This window comes from Polaromonas sp. P1_F9 (assembly GCF_056405615.1).
The window spans coordinates 819,881-840,162 of record NZ_JBFUBT010000004.1 but is presented as its reverse complement, the minus strand read 5'-3'; the positions used below and the strand labels follow the sequence as shown (position 1 = coordinate 840,162).

The window sequence follows — 20,282 nt, the reverse complement described above, 5'->3', positions numbered from 1 at the left end:
AGGCAAATCGCGCTTGCAGAAGTATGAGAGCACAAGTGCGGGGTAGTTCCCGCAAATAAAAGGTCTCCCAGGTAAATTTTTGTTAACGGGCCGCGGGCTTGATAGCCAGCTGTTTTTCAATCTCTTTGACCAGCGCGCCGCCGGCCGGGTCGGCCATGGAGTTGAAGCTGGTGACGCTGGCGCCGTCGCGTGCAATGACGTATTTGTAAAAATTCCAGCGCGGCGTGGTGCCTGTTGTGGCCGCCAGCTTCTGGAACAGTGGGTTGGCGTCCTTTCCGGTCACGCTGGTCTTGGTGAACATGGGGAACTTCACGCCGAAGGTGTTTTCGCAGAAGTCCGCGATCTCCTTGTTGCTACCCGTTTCCTGCGAAAAATCATTGGACGGAAAACCCAGCACCACCAGGCCCCGGTCTTTGTATTTGGCGTAGAGCGCTTCAAGCCCCCGGTACTGCGGGGTAAAGCCGCAAAAACTGGCGGTGTTGACCACGATCACCACCTGTCCACTGTATTGGCAAAGTGTTTGGGGCTTTTCGTCCTGCAGACGTAAAAACGTCTGCTGCAGCAGCGCGGGGCATGTTGCCCGTGCCGGCGCGGCGGGCGCTACTGCAGGTGCCGGTGGCGCCGCCAGCGCGCCGCGGGAGGCCAGCAGCGCGGGGGCACCCAGCATGATCAGCAAAAGGAACTGGGCCGCCTGGCGAGGGGCGTAAAAAGAGGCAGTGGCAGTCATTGGGTAAACTCGCGGGCTGGTGATCGGGCTGATTCAGGTTTATTCTGGCGCTGTCATACATGTTTCACAACATGCCCTGACGATACGCCCGTATCGCGGTGAATGGATTCAGCGGGAATTCAGCCCCGGACTATCCGGGGTCTGCATGGCATTATTTGGCACAATGCAGTCCGAAAAAGAGCACTTGTGTGGTCCAACGCGCCGGAATGGGGTCCGAATTACCCTGATTTGCCGGTAAATAGCGCATAAGTCGCCCGTTGTCACATTAGCCGCCTAAAATCGTTACAAGTACCCAGGATGCTCCCGCAGGACATCCGAGGCAGATATATCTGCATATCCCTTGCGAAGGAGTTCTCATGCTTTATCCCGAACTGTTCAAACAACTTGAATCCGTCCGCTGGGACATGGACAAGGACATTCCATGGGCAAGTTTTGACGCGTCCAAGCTGACCGACGAGCAGGCCCAGACCATCAAGATGAATGCCATCACGGAATGGTCTGCGCTGCCCGCCACGGAAATGTTCCTGCGCGACAACAAGGACGACAGCGATTTCTCGGCCTTCATGTCCATCTGGTTCTTTGAAGAGCAAAAACACTCGCTGGTGCTGATGGAATACCTCAAGCGCTTCCGCCCGGACCTCGCCCCCACGGAAAAGGAATTGCACGAAGTGCGTTTCGAGTTTGAACCCGCGCCCGCGCTGGAAACGCTGATGCTGCATTTCTGCGGCGAGATTCGCCTGAACCACTGGTACCGCCGCGCCAGCGAATGGCATACCGAACCCGTCATCAAGCAGATCTATACCCAGTTGAGCCAGGACGAAGCCCGCCACGGCGGCGCCTACCTGCGCTACATGAAGCGCGCCATCAACAACTTCGGCAATGAAGCCAAGTCCGCATTCACCAAGGTGGGCGTACTGATGGCCAGCGCACGGCGTACCGCCCAGGCGCTGCACCCGACCAACCTGCACGTGAACAAAAGCCTGTTCCCGCGCGACACCATCCAGAGCCGCCTGCCCAACCCCGAGTGGCTGGAGCACTGGCTCGACACGCAGATCAAGTTTGACGCGGTGTGGGAGGGCAAGGTGGTCGAGCGCATCCTGCACAATCTGAGTCTGCTGCTGAACCAGAGCTTCAAGACCGTGCAGGAGTTGAACCGCTACCGCAAGGAAGTCGCCAGGGAACTGGCGGAGTCCATCGCCGCCAAGCCGGCACCTGCCGGCGCCTGATGCAGGACGTCCGCTGGCCGAGTGCCTCGGGCGGCAGAAGCCGGGTGGTAGCCCGCGGCGCGCAGGTGTTTGCAGTAGCCAATGCCAGCGATGCCTCCCTGGACTTTGCCGGGCAGCTTTCGCAAACCCTGGCGATGCTTGACGCCCACCTTTTGCATGCAGGCGCTTCACGCGCCTCGCTGCTCAGCGTGCAAATATTCCTGGCGGACATGCAGCACAAAAAACAACTGGATGCGGCCTGGCGCGAGTGGATTGGCGACGACAGCAGCGCCTGGCCGCAGCGCGCAGTGGTCGGTGCGCAGCTCGATGGCGGCTTGCAAGTTGAGGTCGTGGCCCAGGCCTTCCGTTAAAGTGGCGGGATGCCCAGCGAGCCCCCTACCCCCTCCTCTGCCCACTTCCTGCAAAAAATAGTCCCCCGCGAAGAAGCGCGGCAGCGGCTTGCTTCAATGCCGCATCCCATTGTCTTTACCAATGGGGTGTTTGATGTCTTGCACCGCGGGCATGCCACCTACCTGGCCGATGCACGCGCGCTGGGCGCGAGCCTGGTGGTGGCGCTGAATACCGATGCCTCCGCACGGCGGCTGGGCAAAGGCCCCGACCGGCCGCTCAACAACGAACACGACCGCGCCGCCATGATGGCTGCGCTGGAGTCGGTGAGCCTGGTCACCTGGTTTGACGAAGACACGCCGCTTGAGCTGATCCGTGAGCTCCAGCCGGATCTGCTGGTGAAGGGCGGAGACTACGACATGGACAAACTGGCAGAAACCGCGGTGGTCAAGGCGTATGGCGGCAGTGCGCGGGCGATCCCGTTTGTGGAGGGCTATTCGACGACGGCCCTGGTGAAAAAAATCCGCGCTGCGCGCTGATATCAACCGGCATCGGGCATCGGGCATCGGGAGAGCCCGGCCGGCTTTTCTTCGGAGGGTGGTCGCCCTCAGGCGGACTTCGCCACCAGCACGGCGTTGGAGCCGCCAAAGGCAAACGAGTTGGACATCACCGCGCGCAGGCCGTTCGCATCGCGCGCTTCCAGCGGTATGTAGTCCAGGTCGCAACGCGGGTCGGGGTTCACCAGGAAGGCCGTCGGCGGCAGTTGCCCGGAACGCAAGGCCATCACGCTGGCGATAAATTCCATGGCCCCCGCAGCGCCCATGGCGTGGCCGTGCACCCCTTTGCTGGAGCTGATGGGCAGGCGCCCGGCCAGATCCTTGAAGGCCAGCTTGATGGCGCTGGTTTCGACGACATCGCCGACATCGGTGGCGGTTCCGTGGGCATTGAGGTAGCCGATATCGGCGGCCTGCAGTCCCGCGTCTTTCAGCGCCAGCGTCATGGCGAGTGATTGCCCCTGGGCGTCGGGCTGCGTCAGGTGATGGGCGTCGGTGGTGGATGCGTAGCCGCAAAGTTCGGCCAGGATATTGGCGCCGCGCCGTTTGGCGCTCTCCCACTCTTCCAGGACCAGCATGGCGGCACCTTCGGCCAGCACCAGGCCTGAGCGGTCAACGGAAAACGGACGGCATGAGGTTTCGGCGCCGTCGGCATGCGGCCTGGCCAGCGTATGCATGGCTTGCCAGGCCTTGATGGTGCCGCGGTTCAGCAAGGCTTCAGAACCACCAGCCAGCATGGCGTCGGCGTAACCGTGGCGGATCTGCCGGAAGGCTTCTCCAATGGATGTGGCCGACGATGCGCAGGCATTGGAAACCGTGCTGCTGGGGCCCTTCAGCCCGAACTCCATGGACACATGGGCGGCAATGGCGTTGTGCATGGCCAGCACGACCGTCATGGGGCGCAGCCGCGCCACTTTTTGCTCCAGCAATGCCGTGTAAGCCACATCCGTGGATCCTGCGCCACCGCTGCCTGTGCCCAGCGAGACGCCGAAACGCTCGGGTGCGAAGCCACCTTCAGGGCCCCATCCCGCCTGCGCCATGGCTTCACGGCCAGCCACCACCGCGAGCTGGCTGACCCGGTCCATGGTCAGGAGCCGGGCGCGGGGGAAATGCTGGTCGGAGTCGAACTGGACGGCACCGGCCAGCACGCTTTCGCTGCCGGTGGGAAAGCCAATGTCAATGCCCCGGATGCCGGAGCGGGCGGAAAGCAGGGACTCGAAGAATGCAGGAGTGCCGGTTCCAACGGCGGAAACAACGCCAAGACCCGTGATGGCTACGCGACGCATGGGCGGTCTGGCGGGCCCGTCAGGGCTCAGGCGGTGGGCTTGCCTGATGGCAGCAGGGGTTCAATCAGTTGAACCATTTCAGCAAGGGTGCGCGGCGGGCTTGCCTGGTCCGGAATCTGGATGCCAAACTGGTCCTCAATCTGGAACAGAAATTCGATGACCGCGAGGGAGTCAAGGCCCAGGCTCTCCAGCGTGGCATCCGGCAGCAGTTTTTCCTCGCTGATGCCAAATGTCTCGGCAAAAAGATTAATCAAATCAGAATTCATCACGAACCAGTAAATATGTAATGCGAACCGCCATTGTCCCACCATCGATATGACGGCCGGCCTCTTCGGACCTGTAGGGGCATTTTACAAAAGCAGCCGCGTTGTTTTCGTACCTCAGGGCGTGTACATCTGCCTGACGGCGTCCGACAGGCTGAAGGTCCCCAATAATTCACCCAGATAACTGATGGGCGCCGGCGCAACGGCCGCCGCGCCAATTTCTGCCCGCAGGCGAGCATTGCTGAACACCGCATCGGCGGTCAGGAAAGGCAAATACGGCTGCAATGCTTCAAACATCCAGCGCTGGCGGGCAAACTTCGGCGTGGGCACGAAGTCCCTGCCACGCATCACCATCTTGCCGATACCGGGCATGCTGGCTTTCAATTCTTCGGCCAGCGCTGCGAAGGTCATGGAGTCTTCCCCCGTAGACACGTGATAGCAATCGTGCCGGAACTCGTCCTTGAGCAGCATTTCGGCAAAGGCGCCTGCGATGAAATCCACCGGCGCGAAATCGAGTTTGCCCAAGGGATCCAGCGGCACATCACCGAGTTCGGCCATGACCGGGATGGACCACAACATGTTGCGGGCCAGTTTGGCGTCGTCAATCCCGCGCGACAGCACAATGCCGGGGCGCAGGCTGACAAAAGGATGGCCTTTGCCGCGCAGCAGGGTTTCGGCATCGCGTTTGGACCTGATGTAGTCGTTGGCATAGCCGGCAAACGGCATGTCTTCGGTAATCACGCCGCGCGGCTCGGTGGTCACTGCCGCCGTTCCAACAAAAAAACCGCGTTGTGAGGGTCGCAGGTCTTTCAGGATGCCGGAAAAATGCTCGGCGGCCTTGAGATTGATGGGATAGACCCCGGCGCCGGGCTTGAACGAGGTGCTGGCCGCTGAATGCAGGATGACATCGGCCGATTGGAGAACTGCCGCGCTGAGGCCAAAACCGGGCTCGATCACATCGCCGGCCTCGGCAGACACCATGTCGGCAAATTCAGGCCTCCAGAGGACGCTCTTTTTCAGGCGATCCAGCAGACGGTCACGGGCCTGGTTCGAATCGGTAGCGCGCACCACAGCAGTGCTGTAGACGCCGCGCGCAGCCAAAAGAAGCATTAATTCGCCGCCAATCAGGCCCGTTGCGCCCGAAAGCAGTACGCGTTTTGACATGTTAAGAAATGTAAAGCTGAACCTGCAAGTATAAGCGAGGGGTATTGGACGGGCAGCCCTAATTCACTCGGACGGACCGGTCCAAATCAGCAAAATTACACGTCTGATCCGCTTTTTACAAAGCGGTACGCGACTGTATGTGCATTATTTCGCAGCTTATGGAGCGCCTGATTCAGCAGCGGGTTGGCCGTTTTCAGGCTTTTCACTGCCATGGCCGCGCAACCTTGCCGCCATGCGTTTGATCAGCCGCTCCAGGTCATCGATATAGGTAAACACCGCAGGTACGACCAGCAGGCTGAGCACGGTGGAGGTGATCAGGCCGCCGATCACCGCAATCGACATCGGCGAGCGAAAGCTGGAATCGGCCGCGCCGAAGCCCAGGGCAATCGGCATCATGCCCGCGCCCATGGCCAGCGTGGTCATGATGATGGGCCGCGCGCGCTTATGGCAGGCGTCCAGCAGCGCATCCCAGCGCGACAGGTTGTGGTCACGCCGCGCGACGATCGCGTATTCCACCAGCAGGATGGAGTTTTTGGTCGCGATGCCCATCAGCATGATCAACCCGATCAGCGAGGGCATGGAAAAACTCTTCTGCGCGATCAGCAAGCCGACGAAGGCGCCACCCAGGGAAAGGGGTAGAGCGGCAAGAATGGTCACCGGGTGCAGGAAGTCCTTGAACAGCAGCACCAGCACGATGTAGATGCAGAGCACGCCCGTCAGCATGGCCAGGCCGAAGCTGGCAAACAGCTCGCCCATGACCTCGGCATCGCCGACTTCCACTACCTTGACGCCGGCTGGCAGATTCTTGACGGACGGCAGCAGTTTCACGGCTTCGGTGATGTCGCCCAGCGCCCGGCCCGACAGCTCGATCTCGAATTTGACATTGCGGGAACGGTCGTAGCGGTCGATCACGGCCGGGCCGGCCGTGATCTCCAGGCTCGCCACCWGCCCCAGCATGACGGGGCCGATACCCGGCTTGACGCTCGGAACCGCGAGGCGTTCCAGCACGCTGAGATCCTTGCGCGCTGCTTCGTCCAGCTTGACGACGATGGGCACCTGCCGCTGCGAAAGGTTGAGCTTGGGCAGCGACTCTTCGTAGTCGCCTACCGTGGCGATGCGCAGGGTTTCACCCATGGCTGAACTGGTCACACCCAGGTCTGCTGCCCGGGTGAAATCCGGCTTGATCGCAATTTCGGGACGCACCAGGCTGGCGCTGGATGAAATATTGCCCAGGCCGGGAATGGTTCGCAGGTCTTTTTCAATCGCCAGCGCCGCGGTTTGCAGGGCATTGGAGTCTTCAGCGGTCAGCATGAGGATGTAAGCCTCTCCCGAGCCGCCCAGCCCCACCTTGCTGCGCACGCCCGGAAGGGTTTCCAGCGCTGTCCGCATCTTGCTTTCAATGCCCTGCTTGCGCGGCCGTTCGCTGCGCTCGTCCAGCAACACTGTCAGCGTGGCTTTTCGGGTTTCCGCCGCGCCCTGCATGGCAAACGGGTCGGTACCAGCTGATCCGCCACCGATGGTGGTGTAGACGCTCTTGACGTGCTCGACCTTGCTGATCAGCAGGCGTGCATGTTCAGCCGAGGCTTTGGTCTGCGCCAGCGAAGCGCCTGGGGGAAGCTCGAGGTAAACCTGGGTTTGCGAATTGTCATCGGGCGGAATGAAGCCGGTCGGCAGCAACGGTATCAGCATCACCGAACCGAAGAAAAACACCGTGGCGGCTGCCATGGTGGCCACGCGGTGTTTCATGCACCAGGCCGCTGCGCGCATATAGGTGTTCATCCACTTCGGGTCGGCGTGTGTACCCACCACGGGCTTGAGGATGTAGGCCGCCATCATGGGGGTCAGCACCCGCGCCACCACCAGGGAGGCAAACACCGCCAGGGAGGCCGTCCAGCCGAACTGTTTGAAGAATTTTCCCGCCACGCCGCTCATGAAGGCGGTGGGAAGGAACACGGCGATCAGCGTGAACGTGGTGGCCACCACGGCCAGGCCGATTTCGTCGGCCGCCTCCATGGCGGCTTCGTACGGCGACTTGCCCATGCGCAGGTGCCGCACGATGTTTTCGACCTCGACGATGGCATCGTCGACCAGGATACCGATCACCAGTGACAGCGCGAGCAGCGTGATGACGTTGATCGAAAAGCCGAGCAGGTGCATGCCGATGAAAGCCGGGATCACCGACAGCGGCAACGCAACGGCCGATACAAAGGTGGCGCGCCAGTCGCGCAGGAACAGCCACACCACCAGCACCGCCAGGATGCCGCCTTCGTACAGCAAGTGCATGGAGCCGTCATACTCCTCCTGCACTGGCGTGACGAAATTGAAGGCTTCGTGGACTTCCACTTCAGGGTATTGCTGCTTCAGCTCGGCCAGTGCCGCCTGCACGGCAGCGCCGACCGCCACTTCGCTTTCGCCCCGGCTGCGGGACACCTCAAAGCCGACAACAGGCTTGCCGTCGAGCAGCGCGGCGGCGCGCGGCTCGGCGGTCGTGTCGCTCACTGTGGCGACCTCGCTGAGGCGGATACGCCGTCCGTCGCTGAGCGCCAGCTCAAGCTGAGCCAGCTCCTGTGCGGACTTCACCGTCGCCAGCGTCCGCATGGGTTGCTCACTGCCGCCGAGGTCGGCGCGCCCACCGGCGCTTTCAGTCTGCACCTGCCGCAGTTGGCGGGAGATATCCGATGCCGTCGCGCCCAGGGCCTGCAGCTTGGAGGGATCCAGCGCAATGCGCACTTCGCGCGAGACGCCGCCCACGCGGTTGACCGCACCAACGCCGCGCACGGCCAGCAGCTTGCGGGAGATGTCGTTGTCGACAAACCAGGACAGCGCCTCCTCGTCCATACGCGGCGAGCGGATGGTGAAGGCCAGCACCGGCTGGCTGGCCAGGTCCATCTTGCTGACGACCGGATCGCGCACGTCGCCGGGCAATTCGCTGCGCACTTTCGACACGGCCGCCCGCACGTCATCCACGGCTTCCTGTACCGGCTTTTCAAGCCGGAATTCGGCGGTCACGGTCACACCGCCGTCCTGTACCTTGGTGTAGATGTGCTTGAGGCCCTGCACGGTGGCAATGGAGTTTTCAAGTTTGCGGGCCACTTCCGTCTCGAGCTGGGCGGGTGCGGCGCCCGGCAGCGATGCCGAGACCGTTACGGTCGGCAGGTCGATGTCGGGAAAGTTTTGCACCTTCATCGCCTTGAACGACAGCATGCCAGCGAACGTCAGCAGCACAAACAGCATGACGGCGGGTATCGGGTTCTTGATTGACCAGGAGGAGACGTTCATTGAATCCTCCTTATTTGATAGCTGCTTGCGCACGGCTGGCGGGCGCTGTAGTCGGATTGACCGTAACTCCGGGGGTGGCGTCGCTGACCCGGACCAAGTCGCCGTCATTGAGGAAACCCGCCCCGCTGACGATCACCCTTGTATCGGCAGTGAGACCGGAGGTAATTTCGACCCGGTCGCCGGCGAGCCGGCCGGTCTGCACCTTGAGCTGGCTGATGCGGTTGTCCGGGTTGAGGCGAAAGACGTAATTGAACCCATCGCGCACGACCAGCGCAGGTTGCGGGATGGTCAGCGCGGAGGTGCTGCCCAGATCGAATTCGCCGCGGGCAAACATGCCGGCCTTGGCTGGCGAGGCCATGCCTGCCGAGACCGGAAGGTCCACATAGACCAGGGCCGCGCGGGTCTGCGGGTCCACGCTCGGGGCGATCATGCGCACCCGGCCCTTGAGTTCGGCGCCGCTGGCCGCCACCACGCTGGCGACTGTCCCGGCCTTGATCCGGCCCAGCTCGGCCGAGGTGACTTCCGCACGCCATTCGAGGCGGCCGCCGCGGATCAGGCGGAACAGCTCGGTGCCTGCCGGCACCACCGAGCCTACCGTTGCGGTGCGTGCGGAGATCACGCCGTTGTCGGGCGCCAGCACCTGCGTGTTTTTACCGCGTACCTGCTGCACCTCAAGGAGCGCCCTGGCCGCCTCGACACGCGCCTTGGCCGTTTGCTCGGTGGTGTTGTACTGGTTGATCTGCTGCTCGCTTAAAGCGCCCGAATTCGCCAGCGTGCGCGCACGCGCGGCGTTGTCCGCCGCGTCAGCCGCGTTGGCCTGGGCCTCAATCAGGCTGGCTTTGGCCTGGGCCGTGTCCGCCTGCACGCTGTCACCCGAGAACACCGCCAGCACCTGCCCGGCCTTGACCTGGTCGCCCACATTGGCCTGCACTTGCACCAGCCGCAGGCCGTTCGATTCGGAGCCGATCACGGCCTCCTGCCAGGCGGTGATATTGCCGTTGGCGCTGAGTTTCACCGGCAAGGTCATTTGAGACGGCAGCGCGGTGGCGACCGTCAGTGCCGGCTTTGCGGTGACTGCCTTGTCTTCTTTTGCGTTGGCCTTCAGAAGAAAAAAAGCTGCGGCCCCGGCAACGAGCACGGCACCAGCGATCACAGCGAGCGCGACGGGTTTGAGTTTGAAGTTTGGCATGGTGTTCAAAGAATCTGTCATAGGTGTGGCGGGGTCGGCAAACCGCGCCTCAGGGGGCTGTGAGGGCAGCAGGGGTGAAAGGTGCCGGCATATCAGACGCCAGTGGCGGTACCGGGGGTTCGGCGGTGGTCCAGCCGCCGCCGAGCGCCCGGTACAGTGCAACCCAGGCGCTGCGCCGGTCACGTTGCAGCGTGACCAGGGCGCTCTGTGCGGCCAGCAGGGTGCGACGGGCGTCTTCAAGTTCGACCAGGCTTGCCAGCCCGCTCTTGTACCGGGCTTCGGTGCCGACGAATGACGCGCGGTAGCCTTGAGTGGCGACCAATGCATCCTGGCTGCGCTCGGCGGTGCTTTGCAGGTTGACCAGCGCTTCCTCGACTTCCCGCACGGCCTTTCGCACGCTGCCGCGGTATTGGGCGGCGGCGTCCTCGTAGCGCGCCTTGGCGGCTTCTACATTGGCCTCGCTGGCGCCGCCGTCAAAGATCGGGATGGTCAGCTGTAGTGGCCCGACGGTCCAGGTGTCAAAGCGTTGCGTGGTACTGGCCGTGTACGACTTGGAGGCTGCTATCGAGCCGCTCAGGTTGAGCCTTGGAAAGCGCTGTGCGCGTGCGCTGCCGACCTCCAGGTGGGCGGCGTCCACCTCGCGTGCAGCATTGAAGATATCGGGCCGCTGGGCCAACACTTCCGCCGGCACGCTGATGACAGGCGCTACCGATTCCAGAGTCAGGTCGACCGGTGTGCTGGCCAGTTTTTGCCGCAGTGCGGGTTCGTCGATGGCAGTCAGGGCTACCAGTGCCTTGACATCCAGGTCGCACAGTGCGCGCTGCTGGATGGCGTTGCTGTTGCCTTCGGCCGCGCTGGCCCTGGCCAATGCCGCGGTGGCGGGAGCCTGAAAACCTGCCCTGGTGCTGAGTTCCGCCAAACGTGCAGTTTCACCCCGGGACGCGGCATCGGAGCGCGCAACCTCGAGCAGCTTTTCGCAAGCGCGCAGGCTGTAGTACTGGGTGGCGACCTCGGCGGCAACCGATACACGCGCCGAATGCCACAGCGCCTGGGAGCCCTCCAGCCGCTGCTGATCGGCATCCCGGCTCGCGGCGTACTGACCGAAGAGGTCGATTTCCCAGGAGGTCTGCAAACCCACCTGGGCGGTTGTGGAAATGGGTGGCGCTGAACGGTTCACGGGTGCCGAACGTCCGCGGCTGACGCTCGCGGTGCCATCGAGTGTGGGAAGCATGGCTGCGCCCGAGGCCACGCGTGAAGCCCGCGCCTGCTCGATGTTGGAGCGCGCGGTGGAAACGGTCGGGCTGACCGATTCCGCCGCCATGATCAGTTCCACCAGCAAGGGGTCATTTTGCTGTTGCCACCATTGCGACAGCCCTTTCAGGCTGCCGCCGTGGGGCAATGCCGCTGTGGTGCCCGCCGTCGGTAAAGGTGTTTGCCATTGCGCGGGAATCGAGACGGAAGGGGGTGTGTGCGGATTGTCGGAAGCGCAGCCGCCCAGCAACAGCGCGAACGCGCCGAACAGCGGCGCCGCTGTCAGCAAGCGCAAGCGTTCGCGTCCGGAGTCAGTTTTTTTCATGGTGTGCTGTTTTCAGTCGCGGCATGTCAGCCGCGGGGTAATCGGAAAGGTGATTTCGGCGTGCCATTTCGACGCCCACCATGGCTTCGGCATAGGCCACCAGGCTGACAGCCCACTGCTCCAGGGCCTCGGGTGTTCCGAACAGCTGGGGTCGGATCGCCTCCACGACCTCGCGGCTGAGGAACATCTGAAGTGCCAGCCCGGTAATGGAAAACGCCAGCCTGTGCACTTCGTCGTCGGCTTTTGTGACGCCCAAATGGCGGCAAAGCACGGTGACCAGCGCGGTATGCGCCGGCTTGATGCCCTGGTCGATTTCTTCGGCCCACAGGCCTGTGGGTTCCAGCATCTCGCGAAAGTGGAGCTTCATGCACAACTGCACCAGTTCACCTTGGCGCAAAGGTTCGAGGAAGCTCGAAAAAAAGCCTTCAAGGGACTGCCGCAAGGTGAAGTGGGGCTGGTTGTACAGCGCAATGTCATCGCGCGCGCTGCCCAGCGGTTCGGTGAAAACGGCCCGGTACAGGCCGGCTTTATCGCCGAAGTAATAGCTGATCGCCGCCACGTTGGCCCCCGCGGCATGGGCGATATCGCGAATCGAGGTTTTGGCAAACCCTTTTTCGGAAAACAGCCTGAGTGCCGCGAGCAACAGATGCGCCCTGGCATGGGCGCCGTCGGAGCGCTGTTTTCGGCTTTCGCCTTCAGGCTTGGCTGAGCGCGAAGGTGTTTGAGAGGGCAGGTCGGGTGTCATGTGCCCGGATTAGAGCACATTAATCAAACAGGCGATTGAATTAAATCAATTGTTTGATTTGAAGGTGGCGACCCACAGTTGCTGGATCGCGCTTCGCTCTGCCTCAAGCGCAGGCGGGTTGACCTGCGTGGGTTCTTCGTTGAGGCGTGCGCGGTGCTGGACACGCCGCAGTTCGCGGTAGGCGCTTGCCGCCCGCTGGCCGACGCCGGCCGGCAGCAGGCCGGCAGTTTCTGCGCGTTGCAGCAATGAAATGTTGCCCACGTTGTCCCTCAATTCCGGGTGCCGGGCTGATTGGGAAAGCACCAGGAACTGCACCGCGAACTCGGCGTCCACCATGCCGCCCGCACTGTGCTTGACGTCAAATTTTTCAGCCTTGAGCGGAGGCGGGCTCCCGGAAGACGGTGTGTGAATGCTCTTGACCGGATGGGCATCGCGCACCTTCTCACGCATGGCCACAATTTCATTGCGCAGCGCAACGATGTCGCGCGGTGCAGTGATGACGGTTTGCCGGACTTCGTCAAACCGCAGGCGCAGCGACTCATCACCCAGCACGAAGCGGGCACGTGTCATGGCCTGGTGTTCCCAGGTCCAGGCGGTATTGCTGCCGCGCTGCTGCTGGTAGCGGGTATAGGCCTCAAAACTGGTGACCAGCAGGCCCGAATTGCCATTGGGGCGCAAGGCGGTGTCAATTTCAAACAGGTCGCCTTCACCGGTCTTGATGGTCAGCCAGTTGATGAGCTTGCGCACAAATGCCGCATAGACTTCGGGGGCCCGCTCGTCGTCGTCCTCATAGACGAACACGATGTCGAGATCGCTGCCGTAACCCAGTTCTTTGCCGCCCAGTTTGCCGTAGGCAATGATGGCGAACTGCGGTGTCTCACGGTGCCGGTTCTTCAGGCGCTGCCAGCACCAGTCGGTGGTGATGCTCAGCACCGCTTCGGCGAGAGCCGTCAGATCATCGGCCACCTGCTCGACGGTGAGTACGTCTTCCAGATCGCGCGCCAGGGTGCGGAACACTTCCGCATGGTGGGCGCGGCGCAGCAGGTTCAGGCAGGTTTCCTCGTCGTCCTCGCCGGTGCTCCTGAGCGCGGCCAGGCGCTGTTGCAGGTCACGCGCGAAGGCTGTGCCGTCAAAGCGTTCCCTGAGCAGCTCGTCGCTGGCCAGCTCGTCAATGACGCCGGGATGCTGCAGCAGGTAGCGTGCGGGCCATTTGGCGGCCCCCAGCAGGCGCAGCAGGCGCTCATGCACCGCAGGCCGTTCCAGCAGCAGCGCCAGGTAGCTCTCCCGCCTCAGGAGCGGCTCTATCCAGTCGATGATGCGCACCGCCGCTTCCTCGGTGACCGTGCCTTCCGCCAGCCAGGCGGCGGTGCGCTGCACCAGCCGCGCCAGACGGGCGCGGGAATCTTCGCGCAAGGCGAGCACCCGCGGATGCTGGCGCCACAGCGCCAGGCGCGCGCGAAACTGTTCCGGCCATTGTTCCGACAATTGCTCCAGCAAGTCTTCGAGCTGCTGCGGCGCCGCCTTGGCCGTTTTTCCGCAGCCTTTGCAGTCGGGCTTGCCGCCCAGCAATTTGTCGAATTCCCCGGCCACCAGCTCCCGGTGGGTGTCGAGCTCACTGAGGAAGGGGCAGCAATTGCTGTAGCCCAGCGTTTCTGCGATCCACGCCAGGTCGTCATCACGCGTGGGCAGGACATGAGTCTGCTGGTCATCGAGATACTGGATGCGATGTTCCACCCGGCGAAGAAAATCATAGGCCCGTGCCAGCGCATCGGCGGTTTCCTGCAGCATCAGGCCCGCGCGTGCCACGCGCTGCAAGGCGTCGACCGTGGGGCGGGTGCGCAGCTCGGGAAATTGCCCGCCGCGAACCACCTGGAGCAATTGCACGGTGAATTCGATTTCGCGAATGCCGCCGCGTGACATCTTCACGTCGTTGGCCCGCTCCGGGTGGCCGGCGCAGCGCTTGGCGGCATGCTCGCGGATTTGCCGGTGCAAGGTGCGCAGCGCATCGAAGACGTTGTAGTCAAGATAGCGCCTGAACACGAAGGGCAGCACGGAGCCGCGCAGGGCCTGCGCCGAGCCGTCCTGCACGCATTCAAGCGGTGCCACCACCCGGCTCTTGAGCCAGGCAAAACGTTCCCATTCGCGACCCTGTGCCTGGAAATACTCCTCGAGCGCGCTCAGTGAAATGGCCGCAGGCCCGGAGCTTCCATTGGGCCGGAGCGCCAGGTCCACCCGAAACACAAAACCGTGCTCCGTGGCATCGCCAATCAGGCTAAAGACGGCCTTGACCTGGTGCGCGAAGTACTCGTGATTGGATATCTGCCCGCGGCCATCGCTGCGCCCCCGGGTTTCGCCATCGTGGTCGTAGACATAAATGAGGTCGATGTCACTGGAAACATTGAGTTCGCGCGCACCCAGCTTGCCCATGCCCACGACCCACATGCGTGCACGCTCCCCGTCGGGGCCTTGCGGTGCGCCATGCAGCCCGTCAAGTTCGGCGCCCGACTCGCGCATGGCGACATCCAGGGCCAGCTCGGCGAGCTCGGTCATGGCGCAGGTCACCACGGCAAGCGGGGCCTGGCTTTCGAGGGCACCGTCACAGTCGAGAACCACCAGCCTTTCCATGACCAGCTGGCGAAGCACCCGGAGCGCCGCGCCTGTCGCCATGCCCTGGGCCAGTAGCGCGTCCAGTGCGGCCTGCATGCCGGCGCGCACAGGGGCTCCCGCAGGCAGGAGGGGGAGCTGATCGGCATAGCGGCGGCGAATGCGCTGGACGAACCGTGAATAGTCCGACGTGGCCGGCCCGGCGGCGAGTAAGGTATCAGGGCGGGCGGTTTGAGCGACGGTCATCACACTACTTCACAAAACTTCATGGTTCACTGCCGGGCGAACGCTGGCCCCGGCGGTCATAATTCTCATGTCAATGGAGCCAACGATCCCCAGCCTGCCTACCCCGCCGCCGCAACGACTGCGCTGGCTTGCTCTCACCCTGCGCGTGTTGCTGTGGCTTGTTGCCACGGCCTGGGTGCTCGTTGGCCTGACCTGGTTCGTGCTGCATGGCTGGATTGTGCCGCGAATCGGGGAGTTTCGTCCGCGTCTGGAAATAGAGGCCAGCAAGGCTCTGGGGGTGCCTGTTCGCATTGGCGGAATCACCGCACATTCCCAAGGGATGATTCCTTCGTTCGAGTTGCGCGACGTGACCCTGCTCGACGCCCAAGGGCGCGAGGCCCTGCGGCTGCCGGTGATTCTCGGCGCCCTGTCCGCTTCTTCGATCTGGGGGCTGGGCTTCGAGCAGCTTTATATCGACAAGCCCGAGCTGGACATACGCCGGACCGCTGACGGAAAGATCTATGTCGGCGGCCTCGATGTTTCGCAGAACCGGGCGGCCGGCGAGAGCGCCGCTGCGGACTGGTTCTTCTCGCAGACCGAGTTTGTCATGCGAGGCGGCACCGTGCGCTGGACCGATGAAATGAATCCGGCGCCGCCCTTGGCGTTGACGCAGGTTGACTGGGTGATGCGCAATACGCGGCGGCGCCATCTCATGCGCCTGGATGCCACACCCCCTGCAGAATGGGGTGACCGCTTCACTGTCAGGGGCATATTCCGCCAATCGCTGCTGTCAAGCAGCGCCGGTGATTTTGATGCCTGGACCGGCCAGCTATTTGCCGGGTTCGACCGGGTGGATGCGTCCCGCATCAGGCCGTACCTCAACCTGGACGCACTGGGCATTGAGCTGACACGCGGGAATGGCGCGCTCCGCGCATGGGCAGATATTTCCCAGGGCCGCGTGACCGGCGGCACGGCCGATGTGGCATTGCAGGATGTAGACGCCCGCCTGGGTGCCAGGCTGCAGCCTTTGGCCTTTGATTTTGTCGCCGGGCGTGTGGGTGGCGGCCAGCGTACCAATGGTTTTGATTTCAATACCGAAGGCTTGCGCTTTCTTACCCGCGACGGCCTGCAATGGCCGGGCGGCAATGTGGCGCTGGTGCACACAGGGGACGAGGCCGGCGTTGCGCAGCACACCGAACTCAAGGCAGACAAGCTCGATCTTGCCGCGCTCGCGCAGATTGCCAATCGCCTGCCGCTCGATGCTTCCGTCCATGGCCTGATCGCTTCTTTTGCCCCGAAGGGGCTGGTCGAGAGCGTAGAGGCCCGCTGGCAGGGACCGCTGGATGCCCCTGCCATCTACGCAGCAAAAGGGCGCGTCGCCGGACTGAGCATTGCTGCCATGCCCGCGCCGCCAGGTCCGGCGGCAGTGCATCCCAAGCCCGGCAGGCCGGGAATCAGCGGCGCCACCATTGACTTTGACCTGACGCAAGCGGGTGGACGGGCCGGGGTCAAGATACTCAACGGATCTCTCGACCTGCCGGGCGTGTTTGAGGATTCGCTGGTGCCGTTTGACCAGCTTTCCGCCGAGACGCAATGGAAATTTGCGGGCCGGAAAATCGAAGCGCAGCTGAACAATCTGCGATTTTCCAATGCCGACGCGCAGGGAGAAGCGCAAGCCGCATGGCATACCGGCGATGTGGTTTCCAGCAAACCGCATGTCGCAGATGCAGCAGACCCCAGGTTCCCGGGTGTGCTGGATCTGCAGGGCGTTTTGAGCCGCGGTGATGGCGAGCGGGTGCACCGTTATTTGCCGCTGGTATTGCCGGACCGTGTGCGCCACTATGTGCGTGACGCGGTCGTGCAAGGCCAGGTCAGCGACGTGAAGTTCAAGGTCAAGGGGCCGCTGGCGCAATTACCTTTCACCAACCCGGTGCAAGGAGACTTCCGGGTGACCGCCAAGGTGCGAAACGGTCACTATGCCTATGTGCCCAAATCCATACAGCCGGCCGGAGCGGCAGGGTGGCCGGCATTGACTGAACTCAACGGCGAACTGGTGTTTAACCATGCGGCACTTGAGGTCAACGACGTCACCGGCAAGGTCAATGGCCTGCCGGGTTTGCAGCTGGTCAAGGGTAATGCGCGTATCCCTGACCTGACCCATGACACCACTGTCGAGGTGAACACACACCTCAAGGGGCCGCTTGCTGATGCGCTGGGGTTCGTCAACCAGTCCCCGGTTGCCGGCATGACCAACCATGTGCTGGCCAAGGCGGTTGCAGCCGGAACGGGCGAATACCGGTTTCGGCTGGACTTGCCTATCCACACGATCGATAAATCCCGGGTGGACGGAACCGTCACGCTGCCCGGCAATGACCTGCAATTTAGCCCGGATACCCCAGCGCTGACAAAACTCAAGGGCGTTGTGACCGTGAGCGAACGCGGTTTCACCGTGACGGGAGCCCAGGCCCGGCTGCTTGGCGGCGACGTCCGTTTTGACGGTGGCACGCGGGTGCAGGCGCGATCGCCCGGCAATGCAGAGCCGGAAAGCCTGGTGGCATTCAAGGCGCAAGGCGTTGTCACCGCTGAAGGGTTGCGCCAAGCCAGGGAGCTCGGCGCGCTTTCGCGCATGGCTCAAAATGCCACGGGCAGCACGGCTTATACCGCCTCGTTGGGTTTTCGCCGTGGCGTGCCTGAGCTGGTTGTCGCCAGCAGCCTGCAAGGCATGGCGCTCAACTTGCCCGCGCCCCTGAGCAAGACAGCGGAAGCGGCATTGCCGCTGCGGTTTGAGAATTCGCTTTTGCCGACCTCCATGGGGCCAGGGCAAAAGCTGGAGGACCACCTGTCGATGACCATAGGCCGTGTGGCGTCCATCATGTATGTGCGCGACGTCAGCGGCAGTGAGCCTCGTGTGATACGGGGCGGAATCGGTGTTGGGCTGGAGCCGGGGGAGACAGTGCCCGTGCAGGAAGCCGGTGTGGCGGCCAATATCAATCTGGCCCACGTGGATCTCGATGCCTGGCAAAAAATACTGGAAGATTCTTCTTCCGGCAGCGCGCTCCAGACACCTCCGCCGGCGGCAGCTACTGCGGCGACCAATCGGGCCGCCGCGAACGCATCCCTGACTTATTTACCGACCTCCATGGCCATTCGCGCAAAGGAGCTGGTGGTTGAAGGGCGCAAGCTGAACAACGTGGTGGTGGGTGGCTCCCGTGAAGGCCTGACATGGCGTGCGAATATCGACGCTTCAGAGCTCAACGGATATGTCGAATTCCGGCAGCCAGGCGGCATAGGCGCCGGGCGGGTCTATGCACGGCTTTCCCGTTTGAGCCTGGCGCCAGGTACGGCCAGTGACGTGGAAGCTATCCTGAACGAGCAGCCCGCCAGCATCCCTGCCCTGGACATCGTGGTGGAAGACCTGGAGCTACGCGGAAAAAAACTGGGTCGGGTCGAGATCGACGCCGTCAACCGCGGAGCCTCTACCGCGGCCCGCGAGGGCGTGCGCGAATGGCGCCTGAACAAGTTCAATGTGATCCTTCCCGAGGCGGTGCTGACGGCAACGGGCAACTGGGTGGCGATCAATGCGCAGGGCCTTGCGGCGGGCGCGCCGCGTACCGCGCGAGCGGTTTCCGAGCGCCGTCGCACCGTGATGAATTTCAAGCTGGACATCGCCGATTCGGGTGAGTTGCTCAAGCGCTTTGGTATGGGCGAGGTCATTCGCCGCGGCAAGGGCAAACTCGAGGGGCAGGTCGCCTGGATGGGATCACCCCTCAGCCTGGACTATCCGAGCATGAGCGGACAGTTCAATGTCAATGTGGAGTCCGGGCAGTTTGTCAAGGCTGACCCAGGCATCACAAAACTGCTGGGCGTGCTGAGCCTGCAGTCTTTGCCCAGGCGACTGACGCTGGATTTTCGGGACGTTTTTTCCGAAGGTTTTGCCTTTGACTTTGTCCGCGGCGATGTCAACATCAATCAGGGCGTCGCCTATACCAACAACCTGCAGATGAAAGGCGTGAACGCGGCCGTGCTGATGGAGGGCAGTGCCGATATTGCGAAGGAGACGCAAAACATCAAGGCGGTCGTGGTGCCGGAGATCAATGCCGGTACGGCTTCCCTGATTGCCACAGTCATTAACCCTGCCATCGGCTTGGGCAGCTTCCTTGCCCAGATGTTCCTGCGCCGGCCTTTGATGCAGGCGGCGACCCAGGAATTCCACATTGAGGGAACCTGGTCTGACCCGAAAATCAACAAGGTGGATCGCAAGGCGCAGGCCGCAGCAGAACCTGTTCAGGAGGCCCGTTAACCATGAAGATAGCTGCCGTCCAGATGGTCTCAGGTACGCGCGTGCAGGACAACCTGGCCGCGGCGCGCCGCCTGCTTGAACAAGTTGCGGCCCAGGGCGCTGAACTGGCCGTTCTGCCGGAATATTTCTGCATCATGGGCTTCAAGGATACCGACAAGTTGAAAGTCCAGGAGAGTGTCGGGACGGGCCTGATACAGGACTTCCTGAGCCGGTCGGCGCGTGAGCTCGGTTTGTGGATCGTCGGTGGCACGCTGCCTGTGGCCACAGCTGATCCGGCGCGCGCGCGCAACTGTTCGCTGGCCTATGCGCCCACGGGCCAATGCATCGCGCGGTACGACAAGATCCATCTTTTTCGCTTTGCGCAGGGTCAGGAAGACTACGACGAAAGGCGCGTGCTGGAGCCCGGTGCAGAGCCCGTCAGGTTTGACCTGGCTTCCCGGGATGGCCATGTCTACGCTGTTGGCATGAGCATTTGTTATGACCTGCGCTTCCCGGAGCTTTACCGCGCCCTGAAGGCCGATGTATTGCTGGTGCCCAGTGCTTTTACCTACACCACTGGGCAGGCGCATTGGGAAGTGCTGCTGCGTGCACGTGCCATTGAAAACCAGGCTTACGTCATCGCGGCAGCGCAGGGCGGCACGCATGAGAATGGTCGCCGTACCTGGGGCCACAGCATGCTGGTGGATCCATGGGGTGAGGTTGTGGCCCAGCAGGCGGAAGGCGCAGGCGTTGTTCTGGGTGAAATCTCCAGCACTCACACGGAAGGCGTGCGAAGCCGTTTGCCTGCATTGAACCATCGTTTCCTATGAGGCCGGCC

At 62.8% G+C, this 20,282-nt stretch carries 14 protein-coding genes; 5 read left to right on the top strand and 9 right to left on the bottom strand.

The features are described from left to right. Window positions 1–82: 82 nt before the first annotated feature. Entirely contained in the window at window positions 83–667 is a 585-nt protein-coding gene (locus AC1DYR_RS15335) for a glutathione peroxidase (protein ID WP_477705932.1), read from the bottom strand. Window positions 668–1,083: 416 nt separating this feature from the next. Here AC1DYR_RS15335 and AC1DYR_RS15330 point away from each other — a divergent pair, with 416 nt between their 5' ends. The 3 genes from AC1DYR_RS15330 (at window position 1,084) to rfaE2 (ending at window position 2,819) form a co-directional block, all read left to right on the top strand. Then, a complete protein-coding gene (locus AC1DYR_RS15330; protein WP_477705839.1) occupies window positions 1,084–1,953 on the top strand; it encodes a ferritin family protein in 870 nt (289 codons plus the stop codon). Beyond that, complete coding sequence (locus AC1DYR_RS15325) at window positions 1,953–2,303, top strand: Rid family hydrolase (protein ID WP_477705838.1); 351 nt, start codon at window positions 1,953–1,955, stop codon at window positions 2,301–2,303. The genes AC1DYR_RS15330 and AC1DYR_RS15325 overlap by 1 nt, the downstream gene beginning before the upstream one ends. Before the next feature lie 96 nt (window positions 2,304–2,399). Continuing rightward, on the top strand, window positions 2,400–2,819 hold the full coding sequence (rfaE2, locus tag AC1DYR_RS15320; RefSeq protein ID WP_477705837.1) for a D-glycero-beta-D-manno-heptose 1-phosphate adenylyltransferase: 420 nt from the start codon (window positions 2,400–2,402) through the stop codon (window positions 2,817–2,819). Window positions 2,820–2,887: 68 nt separating this feature from the next. Here the strand turns inward: rfaE2 and AC1DYR_RS15315 are convergent, their stop codons facing one another. From AC1DYR_RS15315 to glnE, 8 genes are all read right to left on the bottom strand, one after another. Further along, the gene (locus AC1DYR_RS15315; protein WP_477705836.1) at window positions 2,888–4,120 is read right to left on the bottom strand and encodes a beta-ketoacyl-[acyl-carrier-protein] synthase family protein; all 1,233 of its coding nucleotides are present in this window, start codon (window positions 4,118–4,120) and stop codon (window positions 2,888–2,890) included. A gap of 26 nt (window positions 4,121–4,146) precedes the next feature. After that, window positions 4,147–4,386, bottom strand: coding sequence for an acyl carrier protein (locus tag AC1DYR_RS15310; protein ID WP_477705835.1), 240 nt, complete (start codon window positions 4,384–4,386; stop codon window positions 4,147–4,149). Window positions 4,387–4,500: 114 nt separating this feature from the next. Then, a complete protein-coding gene (locus AC1DYR_RS15305; protein ID WP_477705834.1) occupies window positions 4,501–5,547 on the bottom strand; it encodes an SDR family oxidoreductase in 1,047 nt (348 codons plus the stop codon). Between the two features lie 156 nt (window positions 5,548–5,703). Further along, window positions 5,704–8,826 carry an efflux RND transporter permease subunit gene (locus tag AC1DYR_RS15300; protein WP_477705833.1) on the bottom strand — a complete coding sequence of 1,041 codons (3,123 nt, stop codon included), beginning with the start codon at window positions 8,824–8,826 and terminating at the stop codon, window positions 5,704–5,706. Between the two features lie 10 nt (window positions 8,827–8,836). Next, window positions 8,837–10,015: an efflux RND transporter periplasmic adaptor subunit gene (locus AC1DYR_RS15295; RefSeq protein ID WP_477705832.1), complete on the bottom strand. Its 1,179-nt coding sequence runs from the start codon at window positions 10,013–10,015 to the stop codon at window positions 8,837–8,839. A gap of 49 nt (window positions 10,016–10,064) precedes the next feature. Then, window positions 10,065–11,591: an efflux transporter outer membrane subunit gene (locus AC1DYR_RS15290; protein WP_477705831.1), complete on the bottom strand. Its 1,527-nt coding sequence runs from the start codon at window positions 11,589–11,591 to the stop codon at window positions 10,065–10,067. Further along, a complete protein-coding gene (locus tag AC1DYR_RS15285; RefSeq protein ID WP_477705830.1) occupies window positions 11,578–12,336 on the bottom strand; it encodes a DUF1956 domain-containing protein in 759 nt (252 codons plus the stop codon). Before AC1DYR_RS15285 ends, AC1DYR_RS15290 begins: the two co-directional genes overlap by 14 nt. 45 nt (window positions 12,337–12,381) lie before the next feature. Next, window positions 12,382–15,186 (bottom strand): bifunctional [glutamate--ammonia ligase]-adenylyl-L-tyrosine phosphorylase/[glutamate--ammonia-ligase] adenylyltransferase, encoded by a 2,805-nt coding sequence (gene glnE / locus AC1DYR_RS15280; protein ID WP_477705829.1) that lies wholly within the window; start codon window positions 15,184–15,186, stop codon window positions 12,382–12,384. Between the two features lie 73 nt (window positions 15,187–15,259). Between glnE and AC1DYR_RS15275 the strand changes: the two genes are divergently transcribed. Both AC1DYR_RS15275 and AC1DYR_RS15270 read left to right on the top strand, forming a co-directional pair. Beyond that, complete coding sequence (locus tag AC1DYR_RS15275) at window positions 15,260–19,465, top strand: YhdP family protein (RefSeq protein WP_477705828.1); 4,206 nt, start codon at window positions 15,260–15,262, stop codon at window positions 19,463–19,465. A 2-nt stretch (window positions 19,466–19,467) separates the two neighbouring features. Then, on the top strand, window positions 19,468–20,274 hold the full coding sequence (locus tag AC1DYR_RS15270; protein WP_477705827.1) for a carbon-nitrogen hydrolase family protein: 807 nt from the start codon (window positions 19,468–19,470) through the stop codon (window positions 20,272–20,274). The last annotated feature ends 8 nt before the right edge of the window (window positions 20,275–20,282 follow it).